Consider the following 26,096-nt stretch of genomic DNA (forward strand, 5'->3'; position numbering starts at 1 on the left):
CTGCCGACCCTGTGGGTGGGGCGCTGGGCGTCGTTGGCAGTCTGAAAATCACCCGTTACGCCCCTCTCCGCACCCACCCCCTGCGCCGCCTCCTTCCGCAGCGCGTCCCTCTCGCGGGGAGGGGCACCTTTCGCGCTGGGGGTGGTTCGGGGTGCTCTCGGGGGCGGGGGGTGCTCCTCTTGCTGGGGTGGGGGGAAGGGGTGCGGGCGGGTGGGGGTGCTGCTCTCGGTGGGGTGGGGGAGACTGGGCGCATGCCGGAGCTGCCCGAGGTCGAGGCGTTGAGTGTCTTTTTGTCCGAGCGGTTGATCGGGCGGGTGATCGCTCGGGTGCAGCCGGTGGCGATCAGTGCGTTGAAGACGTACGAACCGCCGGTGACGGCGTTGGAGGGGCGGACGGTCGGGGCGGTGGGCAGGCGCGGGAAGTTCCTGGATGTCGAGGCCGAGGGGCTGCACCTGGTGGTTCACCTGGCCCGGGCCGGTTGGCTGCGGTGGAAGGAGGGCCTGCCCGTCGAGCCGCCGCGGCCGGGGCCGCGCAACCCGTTGGCGTTGCGGGTGCGGCTGGCGGGTGAGGCCGGGGACGGGTTCGACCTCACCGAGGCGGGGTCGAAGAAGGGGCTGGCGGTGTACGTGGTGCGGGATCCGGCCGAGGTGCCGGGGGTGGCCCGGCTCGGGCCGGACCCGCTGGACCCGGCGTTCGCCCTGGCGGACTTCGCGGCGCTGCTGCACGGCGAGCGGCGGCGGCTCAAGGGCGTGCTGCGGGACCAGGGTGTGCTGGCGGGGGTGGGCAACGCCTACTCGGACGAGGTGCTGCACGCGGCCCGGATGTCGCCGTACAAGCTCGCCGGGAGCCTGACGGAGGACGAGGTGGCCCGGCTGTACGAGGCGCTGGGCGGCACGCTGCGCGAGGCGGTGGAGCGTTCGCGCGGGCTGGCGGCGGGGGAGCTGAAGGCGGAGAAGAAGCTCGGGCTGCGGGTGCACGGCCGGACCGGTCAGCCCTGCCCGGTCTGCGGGGACACGATTCGTGAGGTGTCCTTCGCGGACTCCTCGTTCCAGTACTGCCCGACCTGCCAGACCGGGGGCAGGCCGCTGGCGGACCGGCGGCTGTCGCGGCTGCTGAAGTGACGGCCGCGGTGGGTGGGACGGTTCGCGGCCGTCCCACCCGGCGTTCGTCGGTCAGCGCTTGATGGCGACGCCGCCCCAGTAGTACGCGGCCTTCGGGTCGGCCGGGGGCTCGCCGTCCGGGCGCCAGGCCAGCACCGGGGCGACGCCCGGCTCGACCAGATCCCAGCCGTCGAAGAAGCGGACCACGTCGTCGTAGCCGCGCGGCACCAGGGTCATCCCGCCGGCCCGGGCGGCTTCGGCGACCTTGCCGACGGCCTCCGGGTCGAAGTCCGGGGTCGGGGTGGTCAGGGCGATGCAGCTGCCGGCCGGAAGGGCGTCGCGCAGCGCGGCCACCCGGCCCCACGGGTCGTCCTCGTCGGCGATCAGCATCAGGACGGCGATCATCAGCAGGCCGACCGGCTGGGTGAGGTCGAGGGTGGAGGTGAGCGCCGGGTCGGCGAACAGCTCCTCGGGCTTGCGCAGGTCGGCGTGGATGTAGGTGGTGCGGCTGGCCGGGCTGGAGACCATCAGCGCGCGGGCGTGGGCGAGCACGATCGGGTCGTTGTCGACGTAGACCACCCGGGTCCCGGGGCTGACCGCCTCGGCGATCTCATGGGTGTTCGGCGAGGTCGGGATGCCGGTGCCGAGGTCGAGGAACTGGCGGATGCCGTGCTCCCGGGCCAGGTAGCGCACGGCCCGGCCCTGGAACGCCCGGTTGGCCTTGGCCATCGCCTTGACGCTGGGAACGGCCTGCTCGATGGCCTGCCCCATGGCGCGGTCCGGCGGGAAGTTGGTCTTCCCGCCCAGCCAGTAGTCGTACACGCGCGCAGAGTGCGGGGCGGTGGTGTCGACGCCGAAACGTTCCCACTGGCTGAGCTCGGGGGAGTCGTCGTCCTGCGGGCCCGGGCGGGGGGAGTCCTGACTTGTCGTCATGGCCACGTCCTCTGATGGCAGATCATCACACTGGGGAAGGCACAGCGTAGCGGTCCGGACAGGAGGTGGAGCGTCCGGTCGGGGAAGATCCGTGGAAGATCTTCGGAAGCGGGGTGGACGGCCGGTGGCCCTGGGCCGTCGGAGTGGTGATCGGGGCCGTCGGAGTTGCCCCCGGGAGGGGCGGCGACGGCCGGGGCATGCATCCACAATGCTGTCAGATCGTCAGATTACTTCGCGCAGATTGCTACTGGTTGCGGCGGGAATGTCCCTCCTGGGCACGGCTGCCGGATGTCGGAGCCACGTGGGCGGCGGGGAGGGCGGAGCCGCGGACGGGGTGGGCGGCGCCGCCGCCCCGGCGGGGCCCGGGGGGGCGCCGGGAGGGTCGGGTGCCGCGCCGCCGGTGGTCCTGGGGGGCACGCCGTCCGCGGCGTCCTCGTCGGCGCCGCCGTCCGCCGCGCCGAGTGCGGTGCCCGTGAGCCGCGTGCTCACCGAGGCGGAGGCCAAGCCGGTGTACGAACTGGACCCGGAGCGGCGGGTAGTGGCGCTCACCATCGACGACGGCCCGGACCCCCGCCACACGCCGACCGTGCTGACGCTGTTGGAGCAGTACGGGATCAGGGCGACGTTCTTCCTGATCGGCGAGAACGTGGTCGAGCACCCCGCCCTGGTGCGGGAGATCGCGGACCGCGGCCACCACATCGCCAACCACACCTGGACCCACCCGGACCTGCGGCACCTGTCCGAGACCAAGGTGCGGGACGAGCTGGAGCGCACCTCCGACCTGCTGCACCGCACCACCGGCCGGCAGCCCACCTGGTTCCGCGCGCCGGGCGGGGACTGGTCCGAGGCCTCGCTCAAGGTGGCCGCCGACCTCGGGATGCGGAACATGGCCTGGTCGGTGGACCCGAGGGACTGGGCCCGGCCCGGAACCTCGGCGATCATCGACCGGATCCTCAAGAACGTCCGGCCCGGGTCGATCGTGCTCAACCACGACGGCGGCGGGGACCGCTCGCAGACGGTGGCGGCGCTGAAGGCGTACCTGCCGGTGCTCGTCGACTCGGGGTACTACTTCACCGCTCCGCCGAACTGACGGGGTTTCCGGTGACCCTCCACAGGGTGAAGGGTAGCGGTTTTAACCCTTAAACCACTCGAATAGGTGGATTAGAAGAACCGTTTTTGCAGATTTTGGGCCTCTAGGGTGATCTCGCACCGATGAATCCGGGTACCGCCGGGTACCACCTGAAAGGCCCTCACCCATGCGTCTCCGCAACGCCGTGCTCGCCGCCGCCAGCGCCGTCGCCCTCGTCCTCGCCGTTCCCTTCTCCGCCAACGCCGCGGAGGGCGATTTCCTCTACAAGGTCGGCCCCGGGGTCCTGACCGGCCTCGCCGACCCGCGGAGCGGCGAGTGCATCGACCTGCCGTGGACGACCGAGGACGCTCCGGGCTTCGCGCCGGAGAACCTCACCCGCTCCACGGCCACGGTCTACCTGGACTTCGGCTGCGAGGGTGACGTGTTCTACGTCATGAACCCCGGCAAGAAGCTCGGCGACCGGCTGAAGCTGCGCTCCGTCGTCTTCTCCTGAACGGACCGTCACCGCCGATCCGAACGGTCCGGCGCCACGTCGGGAGCCGCCGGACCATCCGCCGAACGGCCCCACCGCCCATGCTGTGGGGCCGTTCGGGTGAGCGGCGCAGCGTGACTGACGAGGGGGGTGCCGTCCCGGCCGCGGAGGAGGAAGTCATGTCCGTACGGGAACCGGACGCGGTGAGACAGGAGGCCTTCGGCGGGCGCGTGCTGCAGGTCCTCAACGACGCCTGCCTGGCACTGATGGTCAGCATCGGCCACCAGACCGGACTGTTCGACCTGATGGCCGGACTCGCCCCCTCGACCGGCGAGGAGATCGCGCGGGCCGCCGGACTGAACGAGCGCTAGGTGCGCGAGTGGCTCGGCTGCATGGTCGTCGCCGGCTTCGTGGAGTACGACCCGCAGGAGCGCGCCTACGTGCTGCCGCCCGGGCACGCGGCGTCACTGACCAGGGCGGCCGGGCCGGACAACCTGGCCGGGATGATGCCCTTCCTCGCGATGATGGGAGAGGTCGAACAGGAGCTGCTCGGGCACTTCCGCACCGGCGGCGGCATGCCGTACTCGGCGTACCCGCGCTTCCAGCGGCTCCAGGCCGAGGAGAGCGCCCGGGTGTACGACCTGGCGCTGGTGGACGCGATCGTGCCGCTGGCGGACGGGCTGACCGAGCGGCTGCGCGCCGGGATCGACGCGGTGGACATCGGCACCGGGCAGGGGCACGCCGTCACGGTGCTCGCCCGGGCCTTCCCGGAGAGCCGGTTCACCGGCATCGACATCTCCGCCGAGGGGATCGCCGCCGCCCGCGCGGCGGCGGCCGAACCGGGCCTGCGCAACGCCCGGTTCGAGGTCGCCGACTCGGCCGGGCTGACCGGGGAGTACGGCCTGGTCACCGCCTTCGACGTGATCCACGACCTGGCCCGCCCGACCCGCACGCCGGCCGCCGTCGCGGGCGCGCTGCGGCCCGACGGCGTCTTCCTGATGGGCGACATCGCCGCCGGCAGCGAGCTGGCGGAGAACATCGGCCACCCGCTGGCGCCCGCGCTCTACACCTTCTCGACCTTCTACTGCATGACGGTCTCGCTCGGTGAGGGCGGGGAGGGCCTCGGGACGGTCTGGGGCGAGCAGACGGCCCGGCGGATGCTGGCGGTGGCCGGGTTCCGCTCGGTCGAGGCGAAGCGGGTCGAGGGGGACGTGCTGAACCTGTACTACGTGGCGCGGCTCGACGGCGCGGCGCAGGGCTGACGGCGCACGGGCGGGCTTCCCGGGCGAGGGTGCCCGGGCGGATCTCCCGGCCGGGGTGGCCGGGGCCGGACGGGCGGCGTAGGTTCGAACTGTCCGGCCCGGTCGCCGGCGCCTCGCCGTGCCCGTACGCCCTGCCGTCCTCGTGCGGCCCACCGTGCCCCGGTCGGGCGCAGCGACCTGGGCAGAGCGAAGGAGGCCTGGGATGACCGGCAACGGCTACGCGCACCCCGAGGCGTTGGTCCGCACCGAATGGCTGGCCCACCACCTGGACGACGGGACGATCCGGGTCGTCGAGGTGGACGAGGACACCGAGGCCTACGACCGGGACCACATCCCCGGCGCGGTCGGCTGGAACTGGACCACCGACCTGCACAGCCAGGTCGGCCGGGACTACGTCGACCGCGACGGCGTCCAGCACCTGCTGCGGGCGGCGGGGGTCGAGGACGACACCACCGTGGTGCTCTACGGCGGCAACAACAACTGGTTCGCCGCCTACGCCTACTGGCTGCTGCGGCTGCGCGGCTACGGGCCGGTGCGGCTGCTGGACGGCGGGCGCAAGAAGTGGGAGCTGGAGGGGCGGGAGCTCACCCCCGAGGTGATGGACTACCAGCACACCGGTTACCGGATCGGCGGGCCCGAACGGCCGGAGCTGCGGGCGCTGCGGGACGAGGTCCTGGCCAAGGCGGAGGTGTTCGCCAAGCCCGGGGCGGACGCGGTGCTGGTGGACGTCCGCTCGCCGGCCGAGTTCCGGGGCGAGCTGATCGCACCCCCGCACCTTCCGCAGGAGCAGGCACAGGTGCCCGGGCACATCCCGGGCGCGGTCAACGTCCCCTGGTCGCAGGCGGCCAACGACGACGGGTCGTTCCGCTCGGCGGAGGAGCTGCGGGAGCTGTACGCGGGGAAGGGCGTGGAAGCGGAGCGCGAGGTGATCGCGTACTGCCGGATCGGCGAGCGCTCCGCGCACACCTGGTTCGCGCTCACCGAGCTGCTCGGGTACCCGCACGTGAAGAACTACGACGGCTCGTGGACGGAGTACGGCTCGCTGGTGCGGGCGCCGGTGACGCTCGGAGCGTGAGCGGCGGGTGGGGCGGGAGCGACGGGTGGGGTGCGAGTGTCGGGTGGGGCCCACGGGACGGTGTGACGGCTTCGCGGCAGCGCTGCGAAGCCGTCATGTCGGCGGGTTTCTTTTCATGAACATCTCACAATTTGGGAGTGGACGGGGCGCACCCGGGACAAGGATCGATCCGACCCCATCGTTCCGGTGATCCCTGGAGGACCACGTGCGCAAGAGGCTGATCGTCTCCGCTGCCAGTGCCCTGAGCCTGTTCCTGGCCGTTCCCGCCTCGGCTTCCGACTTCCAACCCGGCGCGGCCGGGGTCGGAGACCCGTACTACCCGACCTACGGCAACGGCGGCTACCGCGTCTCCCACTACGACATCCGGCTGAAGTACCAGCCCGCCACCGACGAGCTGGAGGGCACCACGACCATCCTCGCCACGGCGACCCAGAACCTCTCCCGGTTCAACCTCGACTTCGCGCTGAACGTCTCCGAGGTCCGGGTCAACGGAAGGCCCGCGGCCTTCGCCACCAGCGGCGATCAGGAGCTGGAGATCACCCCCGCCCGGCCGCTCGCCAAGGGCGCCCAGGCCACCGTGGTGGTGCGCTACAAGGGCGTGCCCTCCACCGTGAAGCGGTACGGCTTCACCAGCTGGCACCGCACGCCGGACGGCGGGATCGCGGCGAACGAGCCCGAGGCGGCCTGGTGGTGGTTCCCGAGCAACGACCACCCGAGCGACAAAGCCACCTACGACGTCTCGGTGCTGGTGCCGGACGGCACCCAGGCGATCAGCAACGGCGTACTGACCGGCACCACCTCCCAGGCGGGCTGGACCCGGTACAGCTGGCGGGAGAACAAGCCGCAGGCGACCTACCTGGCCACGCTGGCGATCGGCAAGTTCGACGTCACCCAGGACACCACGGCCGGCGGGCTGCCGGTCTACAACGCGTACAGCAAGGACCTCGGGGAGAACGCCGACGCGGCGCGGGCGAGCGTCGAGCGCACCGGCGAGCTGGTGGACTGGCTGAGCGGCTACTTCGGCGAATACCCGTTCAGCTCCGTCGGCGGCTACGTCCCCAATGTGCCGACCGGCTACGCCCTGGAGACCCAGACCCGGATCTTCTACAGCCCCCGGCAGTTCGCCAAGGGCTCCAACACCTCCGTGGTCGTGCACGAGCTGGCCCACCAGTGGTACGGCGACAGCGTCTCGCTCTCCCGCTGGAGCGACATCTGGCTGAACGAGGGCTTCGCCCGGTACGCGCAGTTCCTCTGGTCGGAGCACGAGAACGAGGGCACCGCGCAGGAACTGGCCGACTACGTCTACGCCTCGCACCCGGCCGACGACCCGTTCTGGAAGATCAAGCCGGGCGACCCGGGCCCGGACGACCAGTTCTCCGGTGCGGTCTACGAGCGCGGCGCGGTGGCCGTCCAGGCGCTGCGCAACGCCGTCGGGGACGAGAAGTTCTTCCAGATCCTGAAGGGTTGGCCCACCGAGCGCCGCTACGGCAACGCCACCATCCCGGAGTTCCAGGCCTACGCCGAGAAGGTCTCCGGGAAGAAGCTCGGCGACGTGCTGAACACCTGGCTGTTCACCCCGGGCAAGCCCGCCGTCGGACCGGTGCCGCCGGGCGCCGCTGTCGCTGCCTCGGCCTCGCCGGCGCCGGGCACGGACGCCGGCCGGGACGCGGGGCAGTCCCCGGCCGAGCCGAAGTCCTGGAAGAAGATCCAGGAGACCAACTCGGTTCACGAAGCCCATAACTGACGACATGTCGTACCGGCCGATGTGACGGCTCCGCGGCGGTGTCGCGGAGCCGTCATTTCGGCGCGTTTCTTTTCATGAAGATCTCACGATCGGGGAGTGGGCGAGGGGTTGACGGGAGAAGGATCGATTCGACCCCGTCGTTCCGGTGATTCCTGGAGGACCATGTGCGCAAGAGGCTGATCGTCTCCGCTGCCAGTGCCCTGAGCCTGTTCCTGGCCGTTCCCGCTTCCGCCGCCGACTTCCAGCCCGGCGCGGACGGGCTCGGGGACCCGTACTACCCGACCCTCGGCAACGGCGGGTACAGCGTGTCGCACTACGACATCCGGCTGAAGTACCAGCCCGCCACCGACGAGCTGGAGGGCACCACCACGATCCTGGCCACGGCGACCCAGGACCTCTCCCGGTTCAACCTCGACTTCGCGCTGAAGGTCTCCGAGGTCCGGGTCAACGGGCGGCCCGCGACCTTCGCCACCAGCGGCGATCAGGAGCTGGAGATCACCCCTGCCCGGCCGCTGGCCAAGGGTGCCCAGGCCACCGTGGTGGTGCGCTACAAGGATGTGCCGTCCACCGTGGAGAAGTACGGCGGCTACACCGCCTGGCGCCGCACTCCGGACGGTGCGGTGGTGGCCGGCGAGCCCGTGTCGGCCGGCTGGTGGTTCCCGAGCAATGACCACCCGAGCGACAAGGCGACCTTCGACGTCTCGGTGCTGGTGCCGGACGGCAACCAGGTGATCAGCAACGGCGTGCTGACCGGCACCGGCTCGCAGGCGGGCTGGACCCGGTACAGCTGGCGGGAGAACAAGCCGCAGGCGACCTATCTGGCCACGCTGGCGATCGGCAAGTTCGACGTCACCCGGGACACCACGGTGAGCGGGCTGCCGGTCTACAACGCGTACAGCAAGGATCTGGGTGACAACGCTGCCGCGGCGCGGGCGAGTATCGAGCGCACCGGCGAGCTGGTGGACTGGCTGAGCGGCTACTTCGGCGAGTACCCGTTCAGCTCCGTCGGCGGCTACGTCGCCAACACCCCGTCCAATGGCGCCCTGGAGACCCAGACCCGGGTCTCCTACGGCCCCGGGCTGTTCGCCAGGGGCACCAATACGTCGGTGGTCGTGCACGAGCTGGCCCACCAGTGGTACGGCGACAGCGTCTCGCTCTCCCGCTGGTCCGACATCTGGCTGAACGAGGGCTTCGCCGAGTATTCGCAGTTCCTCTGGTCGGAGCACGAGAACGAGGGCACCGCACAGGAACTGGCCGACTACATCTACGCCTCACGCCCGGCCGACGACCCGTTCTGGACCGTCAAGCCGGGCGACCCGGGTGAGGACAACCAGTTCTCCCTCGCGGTGTACTACCGCGGCGCGCTGGCCATCCAGGCGCTGCGCAACGCCGTCGGGGACGAGAAGTTCTTCCAGATCCTGAAGGGTTGGCCCACCGAGCGCCGCTACGGCAACGCCACCATCCCGGAGTTCCAGGCCTACGCCGAGAAGGTCTCCGGGAAGAAGCTCGGGGACCTGCTGAACACCTGGCTGTTCACCCCGGGCAAGCCCGCCGTCGGACCGGTGCCGCCGGGCACCGCTGTCGCTGCCTCGGCCTCGCCGGCGCCGGGCACGGACGCCGGCCGGGACGCGGGGCAGCCGCCGGCCGAGCCGAAGTCCTGGAAGAAGATCCAGGAGACCAGCGCGGTGCACGAGGGACGTCACTGACGGCAGGGCGGCACAGGAGGATCGGGCCGGCGGTTCCGCGCGCACGGCGGGGACCGTCGGCCCGGCCTATGCCGCTCCGGGCCCGTCGGCCGCCAGCAGTTCGGTGAGGCGGCGGACGGCGAAGGGTATGAGCTCGCGGACCGGGACCAGGCGGCAGGCCGCCTCGCCGACCAGGACCTCGCGGATGCCCGACCGCTCCTCGAACTCCCGCCCCACGACCGGGAAGTGGGTGTCGTTGTCGTCCGCCACGTCCGGTGCCTCGATCCAGACCCGCTCGCCCTGGATCGCCATCGGGAAGCGGCGGAGCTTGAGCCGGCGGTTGGGCGCGAAGGTCTCCGCGTAGTGCAGGAAGGTGTTGCGGTTGTGGCCGACGCCGACCAGCAGCACGTACCCGCCGAGGTCGTGCAGCGCGCCGAAGGGCGACTCCCGGCCGACGGCGAAGCCGAGCGAGCGCCGGGCGGTGACCTCCCGGGCGTGTGCGCCCACGGCGGCGACCGAGACCTGCGGGTGGGTGCTGCGCAGGCTCTCCGGCAGGGTGCGCAGTGCCTCCGCCACCGCGCCCGTGGCGGAGGGCAGCCCGGAATGGAACAGCGGTACGGCGGAACGGAGTTCGACCACCTCGGGGCCGGGGGCGCCGCTGTGCCCGGGGGCCGGGTCACGGACCGTGTCGGAGGTGAAGGTGGGCGCGGCGACGGTGCCGCCGGGCCCGACCGCCTCGCGCAGGCTGGCCACCACGGCCGCCGCGCCGCCCTCGACCCGGCCGAGGCTGGAGAGCGAGGAGTGCACGATCAGCGCCATGCCCTCGCGGACGCCCGCCCGGTGCCAGCCCTCCACGAGGTCGGCGGTGGTGAGCGGGCCGGTGCCCGGTGTGGTCATGGTGCCCCCTGCGGTGCTGTTCGTGCTGGGATCGTTCGGGGCCGACCATAGCGGGTGGCACTGACAGTCGGTCAGGACGGGGGTGCCGTCGGTCGCTCCGCGGGCCGGAACCCGGTCCGGATCGCGGGTCGGTGCGCGGGTCGGTGCGCGATCCGGCTCACGGTCGGGCGGCCGGTCGCAGGCGCGGGTAGTCGGTGTAGCCGGTGGCCTCCTGGCCGTAGAGGTGGGTGGGGTCGACGGGGGCGAGCGGGGCGTTCGCGGCGAACCGTTCCGGCAGATCGGGGTTGGCGATGAAGGCGCGGCCGTAGGAGACCAGGTCGGCCAGGCCGGCGGCGAGCACCGCCTCGCCGCGCTCGCGGTCGGTGGCGGCGCGGTTCTCGCCGACGTTGCCGATCAGCGGGCCGGACCAGCGCGGTCGCAGGTCGGCCAGGGCCGGGTAGTCGTCGTTGTCGGTGAGGTGGAGGTAGGCCAGGCCGAGGGCGTCGAGTTCGCCGAGCAGCGCGCGGTAGACCGGCGCGGGGTCGGCCTCGTGCATGCCGAACTGCGGGTTGCCGGGGGACAGTCGCAGGCCGAGGCGGTCGGGGCCGACGGCCTCGGCGACGGCGGTGACCAGCTCGATCGGGAAGCGCAGCCGGTCGGCGAGGGTGCGCGGGCCGTACTCGTCGGTGCGCAGGTTGGTGTTGTCGGCCAGGAACTGGTGGATCAGGTAGGAGTTGGCGCCATGGAGTTCGACGGCGTCGAAGCCGGCGTCGAGGGCCAGGCGGGCGGAGCCGACGTGGTCGGCGACGGTGCGGTGGATCTCCTCGCGGGTCATGGCGCGCGGGGTGACGGCCTCGGCCTTGCCGCCGTCCTTGATGTGCACCGGGCCCGGGGCGGGGACGGCGGAGGGGCCGGCCGGGACGTCGCCGAGCAGCCGGTTGAGCGGGTGGCCCTGGCGTCCGCCGTGCATCAGCTGGGCGACGATCCGGCCGCCGGCGGCGTGCACGGCCTCGGTCACCGCGCGCCAGCCGGCCACGTGCGCGGGCGTCTCCAGCCCGGGCAGGCGCCAGCCGGACTGGCCCTGCCGGCTGGGCCAGATGCCCTCGGTGACGATCAGGCCGGCGCTCGCGCGCTGGGCGTAGTGCTCGGCGACGACGGGCAGGGGCGTACCGTCCTCGGTGGCCCGGTACCGCGTCATCGGGGCCATGACGACGCGGTTCGGCAGGTCGAGCCGGCCGAGGCGGTACGGGGTGAGCAGGGTGGCGGTGGCGGTGGTGGTCATGCCGGTACGGTAGAACCTGACACCGGTGTCAGGTTCAAGCGCGTTCGGCGGCCTCGGTGAGGATCAACTCCTCGATGCCGTAGAGGAACCGCTCCATCGCGGCGCGCGGGAGCAGGGACGGGTCCGCCGTCATGGCCAGGCTCAGTGCCTCGGCGGACTGCAGGGCGTCCAGGGCGTAGGTCAGGCCGGGGCGCGGTTCGAACTCCACCGGCCAGGTGAGCGTGGTCCGGTCCTCGCCGGGGTCGGCCGCCACCGGGAGGAGCTCCCGGGTGTCGTTGAACACGCAGGAGCGGTCCGCGAGTCGGACGCCCTCGGCGGTCAGTCGCGCGACCTCGGCGTCCAGGGCCGACCTGTCGTAGTACGCGTGCCGGTAGGTGCCGATCGCCGCGGCGTGGGTCCGGCGCACCACCTCGCCGAACTCGGCCGTGGCGTCCGGAAGATGGAACAGGCCGTCGCCCGCGACCACGCTCACCGCGTCGGCCAGTTCGGGCAGGAAGCGGTTGTTGACCACGACGTTCAGCACGGCCTCGGTCGAGCCGGCGAGCCGGGCGGTCATCGCCGCCGTCGCGGCGAGCAGTACCGAGCCCGTGCTGACCCGGTGCCTGGCCGCCACCCGCTCGACGGCCCGGGGCAGGGCGGGGGAGCGGAGCACCGCGTTCGGGAACCGGGCGGGCTGCTCGGCGGCCGGCGGGAAGAGCCGGGCCGGGCCCAGTCGGAGCTTGCGCACGAACTGCTTGCGGGCCGCCGCATCGCGCCGCAGGCCCCGGTCGGAGGTCTGGAACTCGGCCTCCTCCAGAGGCTGTCGGGTGGACCGGCGCAGCTCGGCCAGGTCCTCGGGCGAGCCGCCGAGGCAGAGCGCGGCCAGGTCGGCGACCAGCCGGCTCATTCCGGAGCCGTCCACCGCGGTGTGCGAGAGCACCAGGCTGACGTGCCGGACCAGCCCGTCCGCCGTCACCGCGCCGATCCGCACCGGCCACTGGACGGCGGTGTCGAAGGCCTGGGCCGCCAGTTCCTCGTGCAGTCGGGCGCCCGGCCCGGCCGGATCCTGGCCTTCCCCGGCGGTCAGCAGGTGGACGGTCAGGGTGCCTTCGCCGTCCACGCTCTGGCGGAGGTCGCCGGTCTCGTCCGGGAGCAGGCGGGTGTGCAGCGAGTCGTGCAGGTGCAGCAGCTGTTCCAGCGCGGTCAGCAGGACCGGTAGCGGCAGCCCCGGGTCCAGCGGCGCCGCGGTGGCGATGTTGTAGCGCGGCGCATCGGCCGGCGGCAGCTGTCGTACGGCGTCCCAGATGGCCCGTTGGCCCCAGGTGGCCGGGCCGGATCCGGTCCGGCCGGACGAGAAGGGGATCTCCAGCAGTTGACGAGTGGTCACCGATCGGCTCTCCGTGGTGCGGTGGTCGTTGAGTCGTGCCGGTGCGTTGGGAGCGCGGGTGCTACTGGGGAGAGTGTGGCGCACCGCCCGCCGCGCGTCGAGGGCTGCGCCGGTGGTGCCGGTCGAGTGCGCGGGTCCGTCGAGGCGGGTCGGGTTGAGCCTGCCCGCTCGTCGCCACCGGCGGCCCGGGGGTTCAAAGGTCTCTTGATGTGAAGTATCTTGATGTCGAGATTGATGTCGATCACGCGACGGGGGACCTCCATGCGGGGAAACGGACTGATGGCGCAGCTGCGGCGGCCGCCGGGCGGGCGGGATGCGCGGATCATGCTGCTGGCGCAGTGCGTCGACCGGACCGGCACGGGGGTGTGGGCGGCGGCCTCGGTGCTGTACTTCACCTATGCGTGCGGGATGGACGCGCGGCAGCTGGGGCTGCTGCTCGGGGTGGGGGCGGTGGCGGGGATCGCCGGGTCCCCGCTGGCCGGGCGGGCGGCCGAACGGTTCTCGGTGCGGTGGCTGCTGATCGGCTGCCACCTGCTGCGGCTGGGGGCGATGGGACTGCTCCTGGTGGTCGACGACTTCGGCGCGCTGCTGCCCGTGGTGGCCCTGATCTGCCTGGCCGAGCGGGCCGCCAAGACGCTGGAGATGCTGTTCGCGACCCGGGTGGCGGGCGAGCGGCGGGCCACTTACCAGGCGCTGTTCCGCAGTGTGGCCAACGCCGGGTACGCGCTCGGCGCGGGCGTCGCCGCGATCGGACTGGCGGTGGGCACCGCGGACGCCTACCGGGTGCTGATCGCGGCCAACGGGCTGTCCTACCTGCTGGCCGCCGTGCTGGTCCGGCGCACCCGGGAGCCGTCCGGGCGCGGCCTGGTCGCGGCGAAGGCCGGCGACCGGCCCGGCGACCGTCCCGGCGGCGAGCCCGCCGGGACGCCGTCCGCCGTGCCGAGCCCCTGGCGGGACCGCGGCTACCTGCGGTTCGTCCTGCTGGACATGCCGCTGAACCTGGACGACTCGATCCTCAACGTCGGGCTGCCGCTCTGGCTGGTCCACCACACCGGCGCGCCGCACGCCGTCGTCCCGGTCTTCCTGGTGCTCAACACGGTGCTCGTGGTGCTGCTGCAACTGCGGGTCTCGGCCTGGGCGGAGGGCGCGCTCGGGGCGGCCGCCGCGCTGCGCTGGTACGGGGTGACGGTGCTGGGCGGCTGTCTGCTGATCGTGCTCGCCACCGGCGCCGGGCCGGTCGTGGCCTCGGTCGCGCTGCTGGGCGCGGCGGTCCTGATCACCCTGGCGGAGCTGCTGCGCTCGGTGAGCTCCTGGGAGCTGGCGGTGGTGCTGGCCCCGCCGGGTGCCCGGGCCTCGTACCTGGGGGTCGCCGGGATGTCCCAGTCGGTGCAGAAGTCGGTGGGGCCGCTGCTGCTGACCGGAGTGGTGATGACGGCCGGACCGCTCGGCTGGCTCGGTCTCGGCGCGGCGACCGTCGGTCTCGGCGCGCTCCAGCGCCGGGCCGGCCTGCGGCGGCTGGCGACGCTGGGCGGGGCGGCCGACGGCACCGTGGTCGAGCCGGCGCGGCCCGCCCCGGCGCCGGCCACGGTGGGCTGAGCCGATCCGAGGCCCGCGCGGGCCCGTGGAGCGGGCGTGCCGCTCAGGGGGCGGCGGCCGCCACCGGGCGGTGGCGGAGCATCCAGCCGGCGGCCGGGGCGGCGCACAGGGCGGCGAGGACTGTCGCCTGCTGCTTGCCGCCTGCGGGCGGGTGCCCGGCCCGGGCGGCCGGGCTCCGCCGGAGCGCCGGACCCTGATGATCCACGGACCGCATCGTCCGACCGTAGAGGTGGTGCGGGCAAGGACCATCCCCTAGCCGAGACGTACACGGATCAGCCGGGCGGCCGAGGAGGGTTCGTCCCGAGGGGGGATGACCGGCCGGGCACCACGGCGTCAGCGTGGGGCCCATGACGGGAACGGAAGACATGAGAGAGCGTCAGTTCAGCGCGATCCGAAGGCGTTTCACCCCGGCGGCCGTGGCGGTCGGACTGGCGTCCGCGCTGCTGGCGGCCCTGGTGCCCACCGCGGCCCGGGCCGCGGACGGCGACCCCGGGGCCGGCCTGGACCTCGACCGGGGCGGCTGGACCGCGAAGATCAGCCGGACCGAGTACGGCGTCCCGCACGTCGTCGCCCGCGACTTCGGCGGCCTCGGCTACGGCTACGGGTACGCCTTCGCCCAGGACAACCTGTGCCAGCTCGCCGACCAGGTGGTCACCGTGCGCGGCGAGCGCTCGCGCCACTTCGGCCCGGACGCCCGGTCCGTCGACCTGGTGACCAACCTGGTGAGCGACACCTACCAGCGGGGCGTGCTGGGCACCGGGACGGTACGGCGGCTGCTGGCCGCCCCCGCCCCGCTCGGCCCGACCGACGAGGCGCGGCAGCTGGTGGACGGCTACGTCGCCGGGTACAACCGCTACCTGGGCGACACCGGCGCCGACCACCTCCCCGACCCGTCCTGCCGGGGGAAGGCCTGGGTCGGGCCGATCACCGCGGACGACCTGTGGAACATCCTCTACGAGGTCAACACCGAAGCGGGCAGCTCCGCCGCCAAGCAGCAGATCGCCACGGCCGTCCCCGGCGCCGGGACCGGGCTCGCCCCCGGGGCGAGCGCCGCGGGGGCGACCGCGGAGGGGGCGTCCGGAGCCGAGGCGGGCCCGGCCCGGATCGCCGCTCCGGGCCGCTCCGCCGACAACCCCGAACTCGGCAGCAACGCCTGGGCGATCGGGCGCGACGCCAGCCGCAACGGCAACGGCCTGCTGCTGGCCAACCCCCACCTCAAGTGGGCCGGTTCGCAGCGCTTCTACCAGGCCCAGCTGACCATCCCCGGCGTCCTGGACGTCGCCGGCGCCGGACTGTACGGCATCCCGTTCCTCCAGATCGGCCACACCCGCGGCCTCGCCTGGAGCCACACCACCAGCTACGCGGACCACTACGCCCTCCACCGGCTCACGCTGGTGCCCGGCGACCCGACCGCGTACCTGGTGGACGGCAAGGTCGAACGGATGGCCCAGGAGGCCGTCAGGATCACCGTCCGGGCCGCCGACGGGACGCTCTCCACCGTCGACCGGACCGTCTACCGCTCCCGCCTCGGCTACGTCCTCTCCGAGGGCTGGACCGGGCAGTACGCCTACACCCTCGGCGACGCCAACGCCGAGAACCTCCGCTCCCTGAACCAGTGGCTGGCGATCGGCCGGGCCCAGAACCTCGACCAGCTGCGCCAGGCCCAGCGCACCTACCAGGGCCTCCCCTGGGTGTACACGACGGCCGTCGACTCCAGCGGCACCACCTGGTTCACCGACGCCTCCGCCGTCCCGCACCTCCCCGACGAGCAGCTCGGCCGCTGCCTGGCCGCGGTCACCGCCATCGGGCCGGTGCTGGACGGTTCGACCACCGCCTGCGATCCGGGCCGCGACCCGGACGCGCTCGTGCCCGGCGTCTTCGGCCCCGCCAACCACCCGGCACTGACCCGCACCGACTACGTCGCCAACGCCAACAACGGCCCGTACCTGACCAACGCGGACGCGCCGATCACCGGCCTGCCCGCCGTCTACCGGGGCGCCTCCGAGCGGATGCTGCGCACACAGCTCAGCCTGCGGATGATCGCCGACCGCAGGGCCGGCACCGACGGCCTCGGCGCCCCCGGCTTCACCCTCGGCTCGCTCCAGGCGACGATGTTCGGCAACCGGGTGCAGAGCGCCGAACTCGACCGCGACGACGCCGTGGCCCTGTGCCGCGCCCACCCGGAGATCGCCGCGTCCGACGGCACCCGGGTGGACGTGCGCCCGGCGTGCGGGGTGCTCGCGGCCTGGGACACGAGGGCCGACGCCGACAGCCGGGGCACCGTGCTCTGGCAGGCGTACCGGGACGCGCTGGCGAAGACCGGCACGACCGCCTGGCAGACGGTCCCGGCCGACCCGGCCCGGCCGCTGACCACCCCGCGCGGCATCGACGCCGCCAACCCCGTCGCCCAGCGCGCGCTGGCCGACGCGGTGAAGGACCTGGCGGGCCGCGGCCTGCCGGTGGACGCCCCGATCGGCCGCGTCCAGCGCTGGGCGGGCATCCCGCTGCACGGCTGCTCCCACCAGCTGGGCTGCTTCAACGTCGTCACGGCCGGGCCGGACTCGGGCGCCGGCGGCGGCACCTACCCGACGGACGTCCGCAGCGTCCCGCACGGCGCCACCTTCGTGATGGCGACCGAGCTGACCGACCGGGGCCCGCGCACCCGGACGCTGCTCACCTACGGCGAGTCCGCCGACCCGACGTCCTCCCGCTTCACCGACCAGACCCGCGCCTACGCCCGCAAGCAGTGGCTGACCGAGCGCTTCACCGAGGCCGAGATCCGCTCCGCCCCGGGCCTCACCGTCACCACCCTGCGACGCTGACCCGTTCCCGCCCCGAGCCCCGGGCGGCCGCCGTTGCCATGACGGCGGCCGCCACCGGGGCTCGACCTCCTCCCCGACGCAGGTGCTGTACGGGACTTCCCCCGGGACGGTCAAGGACGTCTCTCACTCCTACGTCGGCGGGGCGTCACTCCGTCGGTCTGAGGCCGACCTGCCAGTCCCGTGGTGACACGCCGTAGGCCTCGCGGAAGGCGCGGCTGAAGTGGCTGGAGTTGGCGAAGCCCCAGCGGCGGGCGATGCCCGCCACCCCGAGCTCCTCGGCCATCGGCCGCACGAGGTCCCGGCTGCAGCGCTCCAGCCGCTGGGTCCGGATCCAGGTGCCGAGGGTGACGCCCTCCTGCTGGAACAGCTTGTGGAGGAAGCGCACCGACATGAAGTTCGCCTCGGCGACGGCGGACGGCGACAGGTCCGGATCACGGAGGTTGCGCAGGATGTGCTCCTTGACCCGTTCCAAGGAGGCCGCGCTCTGCGGATTCTGCGGCCGGGTGCGCCCGCCCCGCTCGTCGAGGAGCATCGCCAGCAGGTCGAGCGCCGTGGCCGCCGCCCGGCGTCCGACGACGTGGTCCAGCCCCGCCGCCTGGCGCGCCAGCTGCGCGAGGTAGGTCGCCACCAGCGCGGAGCTGCCCTCGGTGCCGCTGAACGCCGTCGCGGTCAGCCCGCGCAGGTCCCGCTCCGGCACGTCCAGCTCCTCCCGGGGAAAGTGGAAGGAGGTGAAGACGAACCCCTCGTCGATCCGCTTCCGGAACACCCGGGACGAGTCGGTGACGGAGAATTCGCCGGGCCGGACGACCGTCTCCCGCCCGTCCTGTTCCTTGACCGCGGTGCCCCGCTCCTGGAGGCTCAGGATCAGGGACGGAGGGTCGTCCGCGGCGATCATGCGCCTGCCGCGCGTCACCACCTGGGGTCCCGCCTGGATCCTCGAAATCCGTATCGGACCCAGCCGGCGGCTGACGATCGTTCCGGGCGACGGCACCTTCTCCAGGAGGTCCACCGCCATCGGCACGAAGGTGTGGGACACCGCTTCGTGCCAGGCCTCCGCCCGTGCGGCGGCGGACAGCGGGGCGGTGGAGAGCGACGCGGTCGCGGTGGCGCTGTCGCCGGAGGCGCCTCTCTCCCGAACTTCCGGCGCCATGGTTCTCCGCCCTCCCGACAGGTGTTCCTTCCGGAACACCATGCCAGCGGGGGGCGTGGCGGAGCATCGCGTGAACCTACCAGATCCGGGAATCGGGACCGGGGCGGCGGACCGGTGGCCGTCCGCGGATCGGTGACGGGCCGGGCCGTCCGCGACCGCCGCTCACCTGAGGGCTCCGTCGGTGGCCGCGGTGGTGACGAAGCGCTGGGCGACGACGAGCAGGACGGCGGCCGGAACGGCGGCCAGGACCGTGGTGGCCATGACGGCGTTCCACTGGTTCGTGTGGGCGCCGATGTACTGGTAGACGCCCAGCGTGACCGGCCGGACCGTTCCCGTGGTGGTGAGCGTGAGGGCGAAGAGGAGGTCGCCCCAGGTGAACAGGAAGGTGAAGACGGCGGCCGTGATCAGCGCGTTCCTGCTCAGCGGGAGCACCACGGAGCGGAGGACGCGCAGCCGGCCGGCGCCGTCCAGCTGCGCGGCCTCGACGATCTCCCCGGGGATGCTCCGCATGGACGCGTGCAGGAGGACGATCGCGAAGGGGACGCCCGCGGTGGAGTCGGCGAGGATCAGCCCGAGGCAGGAGTTCAGGAGCCCCAGGTCGGCGTAGGCGCCGTACAGCGCGTTGGCCACGACGATGCCCGGCACCGTCTGGGTGATCAGGATGCCGAGCAGCACGAGGTCGGTTCCGCGCAGCCGGAACCGGGCCAGGGCGTAGGCCGCCGGGGCGGCGAGCGCGAGGCTGAGCAGCACGCTGCCGAGGGCCACGACGAGGCTGGTGACGAGGTTGCGCCCCTGGTCGCGCAGCGCGGTGGCGTACCCGCCGAGGTCCGGACGGAGCGGGAACCACCCTCCTCGCAGGGTGTTGCCGGTCGGCTGGAGGGAGGCGTTCACCATCCAGTAGACGGGGAACAGCATCAGCGCGAGCAGGACGATCCCGACGACGGTGGACAGCGGGCCGCGGCGGCGGGGCGCGCGTCTCACGGGGCCGCCTCCCGGTCGCTCCCGGCGCGTCGCCCGGCGCGCAGGTAGGCGAGGGCGCACACGAGCGACAGGACGACGAGCAGGTTGCTCATCGCGGCGCCGTGCCCGAAGTCGAACTGCCGGAAGGACATTTCGTAGGACTGGGTGGCGAGGGTCTCCGTGGCGTTGGCCGGCCCGCCGCCCGTCACCACGAGGACGATGTCCAGCACCCTGAGCGTGTAGACCGCGTCCAGTACCAGGACGGCGTTCACCACGGGCCGCAGCAGTGGCCAGGTGATGTGGCGGAACGACGCGAGCGGACCGGCGCCGTCCAGCTCCGCCGCCTCGTACAGGTGGGTGGGGATGTCCCGCAGACCGCCGTACAGGATCGCGGTGTTGAAGGGGATGCCGACCCAGGTGTTGACGAGGACCACCGACAGCAGCGCCTGTGAGCTGCCGGTGAGCCAGGGGACGCCGGACGACGAGAGGTGCAGGCCGCGCAGTACGGCGTTGACGACTCCGGTGTCGGGGTCGAGCATCCACTTCCAGACGGTCGCGGAGACGACCAGCGGAAGAAGCCACGGCAGCAGCAGGAGCGCCCGCAGCACGTCGCCGAGCGGGAAGCCGCGCCGGAAGAACAGGGCGAGGGCCAGGCCGACCGCGAACTGCCCCAGGACCGAGCCGGCGGTGAACAGCACCGTGGTCAGCAGGGTGCGGGGGAACTGGTCCGAGGAGAGGACCCCGGCGTAGTTCCGCAGCCCCGCGAACGGTGCGTCACCCGTGTAGAAGGTGGTGACCGTGTAGTGCTGGAAGCTCGTCACGAGGTTCTTGACGAGCGGGTAGCCGAAGAACAGCGACAGGTACGCCGCGGCGGGCGCGATGAACAGCCACCGCGCCGTTCGCTCCCGCAGGCGCCCCGGGGCGGGGTCAGCCGGCGGTCGCGATCCGCTGCGCATGCCTGAGGGCCTCCTCCGGTGTCCGCTCACCCGTCAGCGCGGACTGGACCGCGGTGTAGATCCCCGTCGCCGCCTTCGGCCAGGCGGCGCCGAGCTCGCCGGTGCGCGAGCGTGCCGCCTCCACGCTCCTGGCGAACGCGCCCATCGAGGGGACCTCCTCGGCGTACCGGGCGGCCACCGCGGTGCGCGAGGGCACGGTGAAGTGCTGCTCGGCCGCGGTGAGCATGTTGGAGGGGGTGTTCAGACAGGCGAGGACCTGGGCGGCCTTCTCCTGCCGGGCCCTGGAAGCGCCCTTCGGGACCGTCCACACCTCACCGCCGAGCGGGGTGACCGGGGTCTGCCCCAGCCGGGGGACGGGCACGGGGGCCACTCCCCAGTGCGGGTTCCCCTCCTGGTTCAGGGCCGGGATCCGCCATGGGCCGTTGATCATCATGGCCGTCCTCCCGGCGACGAACTGGTCGTGGACGTCGGCCTGCGTCCAGTTCAGCACGGACCTGGACATGGATCCGCTGTTCACCAGGTCGACCCAGAGCTGGAGCGCCTGCGCGGCCTGCGGGGTGTCCAACTGCCGTTCGTCACCGCCGTTGGACCACAGGAAGGGCAGGAACTGCCAGGTGCCCTCGAACGTGGGGTTGGCGTCGACCGCCATCCCGTAGCGCCCGGGACGGGTCAACGCGGCCGCCGCCGCCTTCAGTTCGTCCCAGGTCCTCGGGACGGCGACGCCGGCCTCGGCGAGCATGTCCTCGTTGTAGAAGAGGGCGACGGTGCTGACGGCGGGGGCCAGCCCGTACACCGATCCCTGGTAGGTGCCCGCCGACAGGATGCCCTCGGAGAAGCCGCTGGAGTCGATGCCGTAGTCGTCCAGCGGGGTCAGCGCGCCGGTCCGGGCGATCTGCTGCAGGTCCGGGTTGTCGAGCATCAGCAGGTCGGGGAGGGTGCGCGAGGACGCCTGCTGCAGGACCTTGGGGACGAGGGACGCCCCCGGAACGCTGGTGTGCAGGACCTCCACCCCGGCGGTCCTGCCGCACTCGGTGAGCATCCCGCCCCACTGGGCGTGCTCGGCTTCGTCGGTGTAGTAGTCGAGCGCGGTGATGGAGGTCACCTCACCCCCGGCGGACCGGGAACCGGTCGGGTCACCGCACCCGGCGGCGGACACCAGGGCGAGGATCCCGGTCAGGAGCGCGGCGATCCGCCGCACCGACGAGCTGGCCGGTGGGATCATGCTGGTGCCTTTGCCGGGTGACTGGGTGACTGGGTGACGGGGCGACCGGGGTCGGTCGTGCGAGGGGGCGGATTCCGGGGGCGTCGTAGCGGCCCGACCGGTCCCTTCCGTCCGAACGCATATTAAACACCCCCGGGAGTACCCGTCGTGTGCGCGGTGGCCTCCCGGACCATCGCCACCACGGCCTCGGGCCGTGACAGCACCACGGCGTGCGTGGGGCCGTGAAGCGCCGGACGCCCGGGCCGCGCGCCCCGCTCAGCCGTCGGGCAGGGCCGCGACCAGGTTGGCGAGCTGCACCCGGGAGCTGATCGACAGCTTGCGGAAGACGGACGTCAGATGGGTGTTGACGGTGTGCGGGGAGACCACGAGCACCTCGGCGGCCGACCGGTTGGTGTGGCCCCGGGCGATGAGGCCCGCGACCTTCCGCTCCGAGGCCGTCAGGGCCCCCCAGCCCTGGACGGGGCGACGCACGGCGGCCGCCCCGCGACTGCCGGCCCCCGCGCCCTCCCGAGCCCGTGGCACCCGTGCCGCCGCGGCGTGGGCGCCCGACCCGGCGAACGTCTTCCGTGCGCGGGCCAGCGCGGCCGCGGCCCGCTCCGCGTGTCCCGCCGTCAGGAGCGCCTGGCCGAGGTCGGCGTACGCGGCGGCCCGGACCAGCGGGCGGGGGCACGCCCCGAGCAGCTCCACGGAGTGTTCGAGCAGGGCGGGATCACCGTTCACGAGCCCGCGGGCCTGCGCCGCGATGCCCGTGGCGGTCGGCACGGCCGGGTTGCGTGCGGCGTGGGCCTCGGCCTGCGTGGCCAGGTCCTCGGCGAGTTCGCGCTCCCCGCCGCGCAGGGACATGCGGATCGCGGAATCGACCCAGTCCCGCAGGAGCCGCCACCGCATGAAGGAACCCTCCCGCTGGACCCGGCGGATCCGGTCGACGGCCAGCCCGGTGTCCCCGTCGGCCTCGGCGTGGACCGCCTCCAGGAACCGCACCGCGGCCGTGTTGCCCGGGTTCGGTTTGACCGCCAGCCGCTCCCGCGCGGCGACCAGGTGCTCCCGCGCCGCCTCCCGGTCGCCGCACAGCAGGGCGATCCGGGAGCGGATCACACGACCGTTCACCTGCTGGACGGGCACCCGCACCTCGTCCTCCAGGCGCTCCATGGTCACGAAGCCGGCATCGGCGTCGTCGAGCCGGCCGATTCCCAGGTCGTGCTGGCCCTGCGCCCACAGCAGCATGGCCTGACGCGTCGCCCCGTCCCCGTCCGCCGCCCGCAGGAGCAGGCGTTCGCCCGACGCGAAGTCGTCCATGTGCAGGTGCGCCACGACCTCCTCGGGGAGGAAGGCGGAATCGACGGCACTCAGCGCGGCGAAGCGCTCCAGCGCGACCGCGTTCTCACCGGCGTTCAGCGCGATCTCGCCCAGCCCGGACAGCGCGAGGACCTGCGCCTCCCGGTCACCGACCGCGGTGGCGTCACCCAGCGCGGCCTCGCCGGCCTCGCGCGCCGCGACGAGGTCAGGGCCCCGGGACAGGGCCAGTGCGCGCTGGGCGGCCAGCCTGGCACGGACCTCCGGGGCGGAGCCCCCCACGACGAGGGCGGCCTCGGTGCGGCGGCGCAGCTCGTGGGCGAGGTCCATGGTCCACAGCGTCCCGCCGAGGGCGGCCTGGATCCGGCCGAAGGTCGCCGGCGGCGGTCGCTCGGCCAGCAGCCGGTCACCCGTCGACAGCGCCTCCCGGTTCCGGCCGGCCCGGGTCAGACAGAGGACCGCCTGCTCACCCACGGCGAACCGCAGCGGCCCCGCGGACGGCACCAGGTCGAGGGCGCGCGTCATCAGGTCGGCCGCCGGGCCCGGCGTGACCGGCAGGACGTCCTCGGCCGCGCGCCGCAGCAACGCCACGGCCTCCTCGTCCCCGGGCAGCGAACCCCTGAGGACGTGAGGCACCGCGTCGATCGGCTGCCGGCCCGCGGCGACCAGGCCGCGGGCGGCCTCGCGGTGCAGGGCCTTCCGGGCCGACGGTGGGATGTCGGCGTAGACCGCCTGGCGCAGCAGATCGTGTCGGAACACCAGCCGGTCACCGTCGTCGTCCAGGAGCCCGGCCCGCACGGCCTCCTCCAGCGCCGGGACCAGTTCGGCGCCCGACCGGCCGCAGAGCGCGGCGGCGTCCTCGAAGCCGAAGCAGCGTCCCAGCACCGCCCCCATCCGGAGGAAGCGCAGGGTGTCGGGCCGCAGGGACCTGAGCCTGCCGCGCACACCCACCACCAGGCCGGGGGGCACGGCCTCCGGCGAGGACTCGGCGCCGCGCAGACCCACGAGCATCTCGACCGCCAGGAACGGGTTGCCGCCCGCTCCGTCCAACAGCTCCCGCACCCGTCCGTCGACCGCCGCCCCGAGCGTGTCGCCGGCCAGCTGGCCGATGGCCGCGCCGGACAGCGGGCCCAGGGTCACGGTGACCGTCGGGAGGCCGCCGGTCGCGGCCGTCACGATCTCCTCGGCCGGGCCCGAGGGCTCCGGACGGGAAGTCAGCGCCCACAGCACCGGCGAGGTCCGCAGCCGGGTCGGGAGCTGCTGCAGGGCGAACCGGCTCAGCGCGTCGGCCCACTGGACGTCGTCCAGGCCGACCAGCACCGGCATGCCGCCCGCCCTGGCCTCGACGGCCTCGGCCAGACGCTCCACCAGCCAGATCCGCTGGTCGTGATGGCGGGCGAGGTCGGCGAAGGCGCCGGCGGGCAGCAGTGGACGCTCGCCGTGCCGGACGGCGGTGGCCAGGGAGGAGAGCGGCGCGACGTGGTGCAGCTCGTCGGCCCTGCCGACGCCCACGGAGAAGCCCGCGGCCCGGGCCCTGGCGGCGGCTTCGGCGAGCAGGGTGGTCTTGCCGATACCCGGTTCCCCCTGGATCAGGGCCAGTCCGCCGCTTCCGGTGCGGGCCACCGAGGTGATCAGCGCCTGGAGCCGTTCGAGCTCGGCCTCCCGGCCGCGCAGGCCGCCACGGGACAGCGGACCGCCTGACCCTGCCATGGACGCCTTCCCGTTCCGTGCTCGCCTGCCGGGGCCGGGCTCGGCCCGTGCCGACGGACGACCCCGCCCTGCCGCTGTTCGCGGCTCCCCGAGGGTACGCCGTGCGGGGCGGCCCCATGGCCGGCCGCGTGCGCCGTCCACGGCCGAAGGCCTGCCGGCCCTGCCGGCCGGCAGGACCGGTGGGCCGTTGCTACAGAGCGATGAAGTTCGGCCGGGCGATCCCTACGTCGGTCGGTGGTCAGCCGGTCGGCACGCCGGGAGAATCGTCACCACAGGCTGCCGCTCGACGACCGCCGACCCTGCCGAACCCGTCCCCGCAGTCCTTCGCGCCCGGACGTCCGGCGCCGTCCGAAAGGCCGCCATGCCCCCCACCCGGCCCACCGTCGTGCTCGTCCACGACGGCTGCTCCGACGCGAGTACCTGGTTCGGCGTCATCGCCGAGCTCCAGTGGCGCCGCCTGGCGGTCCTCGCCGTCGCCAACCCGCTGCGGGGACTCGCCCACGACGCCGCCTACCTGGCCGCCGTCGTGGCGGGCATCGACGGCCCGGTCGTCCTGGTCGGCCACTCCTACGGGGGCGCCGTGATCACGGAGGCCGGCGCGGCCGCCCCGAACGTCCTGGCGCTGGTCTACGTGGCCGCCTACCTGCCCGACGTGGGGGAGAGCTTCGACGCGCTCGCGGAGCGCTTCACCCCCGCGCCGCTGATTCCCCGGCTGCGGCGCACGGAGCTTCCCAGCGGCGGCACCGGGCGGGAGCGGGAGCTGACCGTGCCGGCGGAGTGCTTCCGGTCGCTGGTGGCCGCCGACCTCGACCAGGAGGTGGCGCAGGTGCTCGCGGCGCTCCAACGCCCGGTCGCCGAGCGGGTGTTCAGCGACACGCCGACGGCGGCGGCCTGGCGCACCACGCCCTCCTGGGCCCTGGTGACCGGGGCCGACCAGGCGCTGCACCCGGAGATCCAGCGCTTCACCGCCCGGCGGGCCGGCGCCACCGTCCTCGAACTGCCCGGCGTCTCCCACAGTGTGGCCCTCTCCCGGCCGACGGCCGTCGCGGACTTCATCCATGACGCCACCAGGCCGGGTCGTGTACGGTCTGTGGATCTCCCGATTCAGGAGACCGGACCGGATGGACAACGAGACGGTCGCCACCGGGCCGGTTGAGGAAGTCCGGCCGGGCGCGCCCGGCCGTGGTGTGCTCCCCGCGCACGGTCAGGCCCTTCCGATCACGCCAGGAGCGAAGAGTTGTCCGACCCCACTCCCTCCCCGGCCCGGCGACCGGTGCTCGACCGGGAACTCCAGGAGTTCCTGGACACCCGGGCCGGAGCGGCACGGACGGAGCTGCCGGACCTCTCCTTCCTCGCTCTCGACAGCCTGCCGAGCATCAGCGCGGACCAGGACGAGGACGATCCGTACGGCACCACGTCGGAGTGGTTCGTGCTGCCGTGCGGGCCGACCGGGCGGGTGCGTGTTCGGGTGACGAGGCCGGTCGGTGCCGTCGAGCCGAGTC

General features: G+C 73.5%; 20 protein-coding genes and 2 pseudogenes. 12 read left to right on the top strand and 10 right to left on the bottom strand.

The window, feature by feature from the left end; all coding sequences use genetic code 11:
- Positions 1-251: 251 nt before the first annotated feature.
- Positions 252-1,121: an Fpg/Nei family DNA glycosylase gene (locus ACWGJO_RS33475; RefSeq protein ID WP_452189507.1), complete on the top strand. Its 870-nt coding sequence runs from the start codon at positions 252-254 to the stop codon at positions 1,119-1,121.
- A 51-nt stretch (positions 1,122-1,172) separates the two neighbouring features.
- Here ACWGJO_RS33475 and ACWGJO_RS33480 read toward each other — a convergent pair whose 3' ends face one another.
- On the bottom strand, positions 1,173-2,033 hold the full coding sequence (locus ACWGJO_RS33480) for an SAM-dependent methyltransferase (protein WP_452189509.1): 861 nt from the start codon (positions 2,031-2,033) through the stop codon (positions 1,173-1,175).
- 472 nt (positions 2,034-2,505) lie between these two features.
- Here ACWGJO_RS33480 and ACWGJO_RS33485 point away from each other — a divergent pair, with 472 nt between their 5' ends.
- From ACWGJO_RS33485 to ACWGJO_RS33515, 7 genes and pseudogenes are all read left to right on the top strand, one after another.
- Positions 2,506-3,123, top strand: a complete 618-nt coding sequence (locus ACWGJO_RS33485) for a polysaccharide deacetylase family protein (RefSeq protein ID WP_452189511.1) — start codon at positions 2,506-2,508, stop codon at positions 3,121-3,123.
- Positions 3,124-3,289: 166 nt separating this feature from the next.
- Positions 3,290-3,616, top strand: coding sequence for a hypothetical protein (locus tag ACWGJO_RS33490; RefSeq protein WP_452189513.1), 327 nt, complete (start codon positions 3,290-3,292; stop codon positions 3,614-3,616).
- A gap of 158 nt (positions 3,617-3,774) precedes the next feature.
- A pseudogene (locus ACWGJO_RS33495) lies at positions 3,775-4,059 on the top strand (transcriptional regulator); the annotation flags it as partial.
- A 111-nt stretch (positions 4,060-4,170) separates the two neighbouring features.
- Positions 4,171-4,857 carry a class I SAM-dependent methyltransferase gene (locus ACWGJO_RS33500; RefSeq protein ID WP_452189544.1) on the top strand — a complete coding sequence of 229 codons (687 nt, stop codon included), beginning with the start codon at positions 4,171-4,173 and terminating at the stop codon, positions 4,855-4,857.
- Positions 4,858-5,059: 202 nt separating this feature from the next.
- Entirely contained in the window at positions 5,060-5,932 is an 873-nt protein-coding gene (locus tag ACWGJO_RS33505) for a sulfurtransferase (protein ID WP_452189515.1), read from the top strand.
- Positions 5,933-6,137: 205 nt separating this feature from the next.
- Positions 6,138-7,676 carry a M1 family metallopeptidase gene (locus ACWGJO_RS33510; protein WP_452189517.1) on the top strand — a complete coding sequence of 513 codons (1,539 nt, stop codon included), beginning with the start codon at positions 6,138-6,140 and terminating at the stop codon, positions 7,674-7,676.
- Positions 7,677-7,840: 164 nt separating this feature from the next.
- Complete coding sequence (locus ACWGJO_RS33515) at positions 7,841-9,382, top strand: M1 family metallopeptidase (RefSeq protein ID WP_452189519.1); 1,542 nt, start codon at positions 7,841-7,843, stop codon at positions 9,380-9,382.
- 66 nt (positions 9,383-9,448) lie between these two features.
- On the opposite strand, the gene ACWGJO_RS33520 is transcribed toward ACWGJO_RS33515, so the two are convergent.
- The 3 genes from ACWGJO_RS33520 to ACWGJO_RS33530 all read right to left on the bottom strand — a co-directional run bounded on the left by ACWGJO_RS33520 (position 9,449) and on the right by ACWGJO_RS33530 (position 12,885).
- Positions 9,449-10,258, bottom strand: a complete 810-nt coding sequence (locus ACWGJO_RS33520) for an aminoglycoside N(3)-acetyltransferase (protein WP_452189521.1) — start codon at positions 10,256-10,258, stop codon at positions 9,449-9,451.
- 157 nt (positions 10,259-10,415) lie between these two features.
- Positions 10,416-11,519: an alkene reductase gene (locus ACWGJO_RS33525; protein WP_452189523.1), complete on the bottom strand. Its 1,104-nt coding sequence runs from the start codon at positions 11,517-11,519 to the stop codon at positions 10,416-10,418.
- Between the two features lie 34 nt (positions 11,520-11,553).
- Entirely contained in the window at positions 11,554-12,885 is a 1,332-nt protein-coding gene (locus ACWGJO_RS33530; RefSeq protein ID WP_452189525.1) for a condensation domain-containing protein, read from the bottom strand.
- A gap of 279 nt (positions 12,886-13,164) precedes the next feature.
- Here ACWGJO_RS33530 and ACWGJO_RS33535 point away from each other — a divergent pair, with 279 nt between their 5' ends.
- Positions 13,165-14,481 carry an MFS transporter gene (locus ACWGJO_RS33535; RefSeq protein ID WP_452189527.1) on the top strand — a complete coding sequence of 439 codons (1,317 nt, stop codon included), beginning with the start codon at positions 13,165-13,167 and terminating at the stop codon, positions 14,479-14,481.
- A gap of 43 nt (positions 14,482-14,524) precedes the next feature.
- On the opposite strand, the gene ACWGJO_RS33540 is transcribed toward ACWGJO_RS33535, so the two are convergent.
- A complete protein-coding gene (locus ACWGJO_RS33540; protein ID WP_452189528.1) occupies positions 14,525-14,686 on the bottom strand; it encodes a hypothetical protein in 162 nt (53 codons plus the stop codon).
- Positions 14,687-14,846: 160 nt separating this feature from the next.
- On the opposite strand from ACWGJO_RS33540, the gene ACWGJO_RS33545 reads away from it, so the two are divergent.
- Complete coding sequence (locus tag ACWGJO_RS33545) at positions 14,847-17,303, top strand: penicillin acylase family protein (RefSeq protein ID WP_452189530.1); 2,457 nt, start codon at positions 14,847-14,849, stop codon at positions 17,301-17,303.
- Between the two features lie 145 nt (positions 17,304-17,448).
- On the opposite strand, the gene ACWGJO_RS33550 is transcribed toward ACWGJO_RS33545, so the two are convergent.
- The 5 genes from ACWGJO_RS33550 to ACWGJO_RS33570 form a co-directional block, all read right to left on the bottom strand.
- Entirely contained in the window at positions 17,449-18,453 is a 1,005-nt protein-coding gene (locus ACWGJO_RS33550) for an AraC-like ligand-binding domain-containing protein (RefSeq protein ID WP_452189532.1), read from the bottom strand.
- 162 nt (positions 18,454-18,615) lie between these two features.
- Entirely contained in the window at positions 18,616-19,434 is an 819-nt protein-coding gene (locus tag ACWGJO_RS33555) for a carbohydrate ABC transporter permease (protein WP_452189534.1), read from the bottom strand.
- Positions 19,431-20,369: a carbohydrate ABC transporter permease gene (locus tag ACWGJO_RS33560; RefSeq protein WP_452189536.1), complete on the bottom strand. Its 939-nt coding sequence runs from the start codon at positions 20,367-20,369 to the stop codon at positions 19,431-19,433. Before ACWGJO_RS33560 ends, ACWGJO_RS33555 begins: the two co-directional genes overlap by 4 nt.
- Complete coding sequence (locus tag ACWGJO_RS33565) at positions 20,341-21,591, bottom strand: ABC transporter substrate-binding protein (RefSeq protein ID WP_452189538.1); 1,251 nt, start codon at positions 21,589-21,591, stop codon at positions 20,341-20,343. The genes ACWGJO_RS33560 and ACWGJO_RS33565 overlap by 29 nt, the downstream gene beginning before the upstream one ends.
- 255 nt (positions 21,592-21,846) lie before the next feature.
- Complete coding sequence (locus ACWGJO_RS33570; RefSeq protein WP_452189540.1) at positions 21,847-24,594, bottom strand: helix-turn-helix transcriptional regulator; 2,748 nt, start codon at positions 24,592-24,594, stop codon at positions 21,847-21,849.
- A gap of 361 nt (positions 24,595-24,955) precedes the next feature.
- Here ACWGJO_RS33570 and ACWGJO_RS33575 point away from each other — a divergent pair, with 361 nt between their 5' ends.
- On the top strand, positions 24,956-25,750 hold the full coding sequence (locus tag ACWGJO_RS33575; protein ID WP_452189542.1) for an alpha/beta fold hydrolase: 795 nt from the start codon (positions 24,956-24,958) through the stop codon (positions 25,748-25,750).
- Positions 25,751-25,831: 81 nt separating this feature from the next.
- Positions 25,832-26,096, top strand: a pseudogene (locus ACWGJO_RS33580) (hypothetical protein); the annotation flags it as partial.

The organism is Kitasatospora sp. NPDC054795, assembly GCF_053611565.1.

Bases quoted from the DNA above. Each gene is read 5' to 3' on its own strand.
- ACWGJO_RS33475 (WP_452189507.1), top strand. From the start codon at position 252: ATGCCGGAGCTGCCCGAGGTCGAGGCGTTGAGTGTCTTTTTGTCCGAG.
- ACWGJO_RS33525 (WP_452189523.1), bottom strand. From the start codon at position 11,519: ATGACCACCACCGCCACCGCCACCCTGCTCACCCCGTACCGCCTCGGC.
- ACWGJO_RS33480 (WP_452189509.1), bottom strand. From the start codon at position 2,033: ATGACGACAAGTCAGGACTCCCCCCGCCCGGGCCCGCAGGACGACGAC.
- ACWGJO_RS33575 (WP_452189542.1), top strand. From the start codon at position 24,956: ATGCCCCCCACCCGGCCCACCGTCGTGCTCGTCCACGACGGCTGCTCC.
- ACWGJO_RS33570 (WP_452189540.1), bottom strand. From the start codon at position 24,594: ATGGCAGGGTCAGGCGGTCCGCTGTCCCGTGGCGGCCTGCGCGGCCGG.
- ACWGJO_RS33560 (WP_452189536.1), bottom strand. From the start codon at position 20,369: ATGCGCAGCGGATCGCGACCGCCGGCTGACCCCGCCCCGGGGCGCCTG.
- ACWGJO_RS33565 (WP_452189538.1), bottom strand. From the start codon at position 21,591: ATGATCCCACCGGCCAGCTCGTCGGTGCGGCGGATCGCCGCGCTCCTG.
- ACWGJO_RS33535 (WP_452189527.1), top strand. From the start codon at position 13,165: ATGGCGCAGCTGCGGCGGCCGCCGGGCGGGCGGGATGCGCGGATCATG.
- ACWGJO_RS33500 (WP_452189544.1), top strand. From the start codon at position 4,171: ATGCCGTACTCGGCGTACCCGCGCTTCCAGCGGCTCCAGGCCGAGGAG.
- ACWGJO_RS33505 (WP_452189515.1), top strand. From the start codon at position 5,060: ATGACCGGCAACGGCTACGCGCACCCCGAGGCGTTGGTCCGCACCGAA.
- ACWGJO_RS33545 (WP_452189530.1), top strand. From the start codon at position 14,847: ATGAGAGAGCGTCAGTTCAGCGCGATCCGAAGGCGTTTCACCCCGGCG.
- ACWGJO_RS33550 (WP_452189532.1), bottom strand. From the start codon at position 18,453: ATGGCGCCGGAAGTTCGGGAGAGAGGCGCCTCCGGCGACAGCGCCACC.
- ACWGJO_RS33520 (WP_452189521.1), bottom strand. From the start codon at position 10,258: ATGACCACACCGGGCACCGGCCCGCTCACCACCGCCGACCTCGTGGAG.
- ACWGJO_RS33490 (WP_452189513.1), top strand. From the start codon at position 3,290: ATGCGTCTCCGCAACGCCGTGCTCGCCGCCGCCAGCGCCGTCGCCCTC.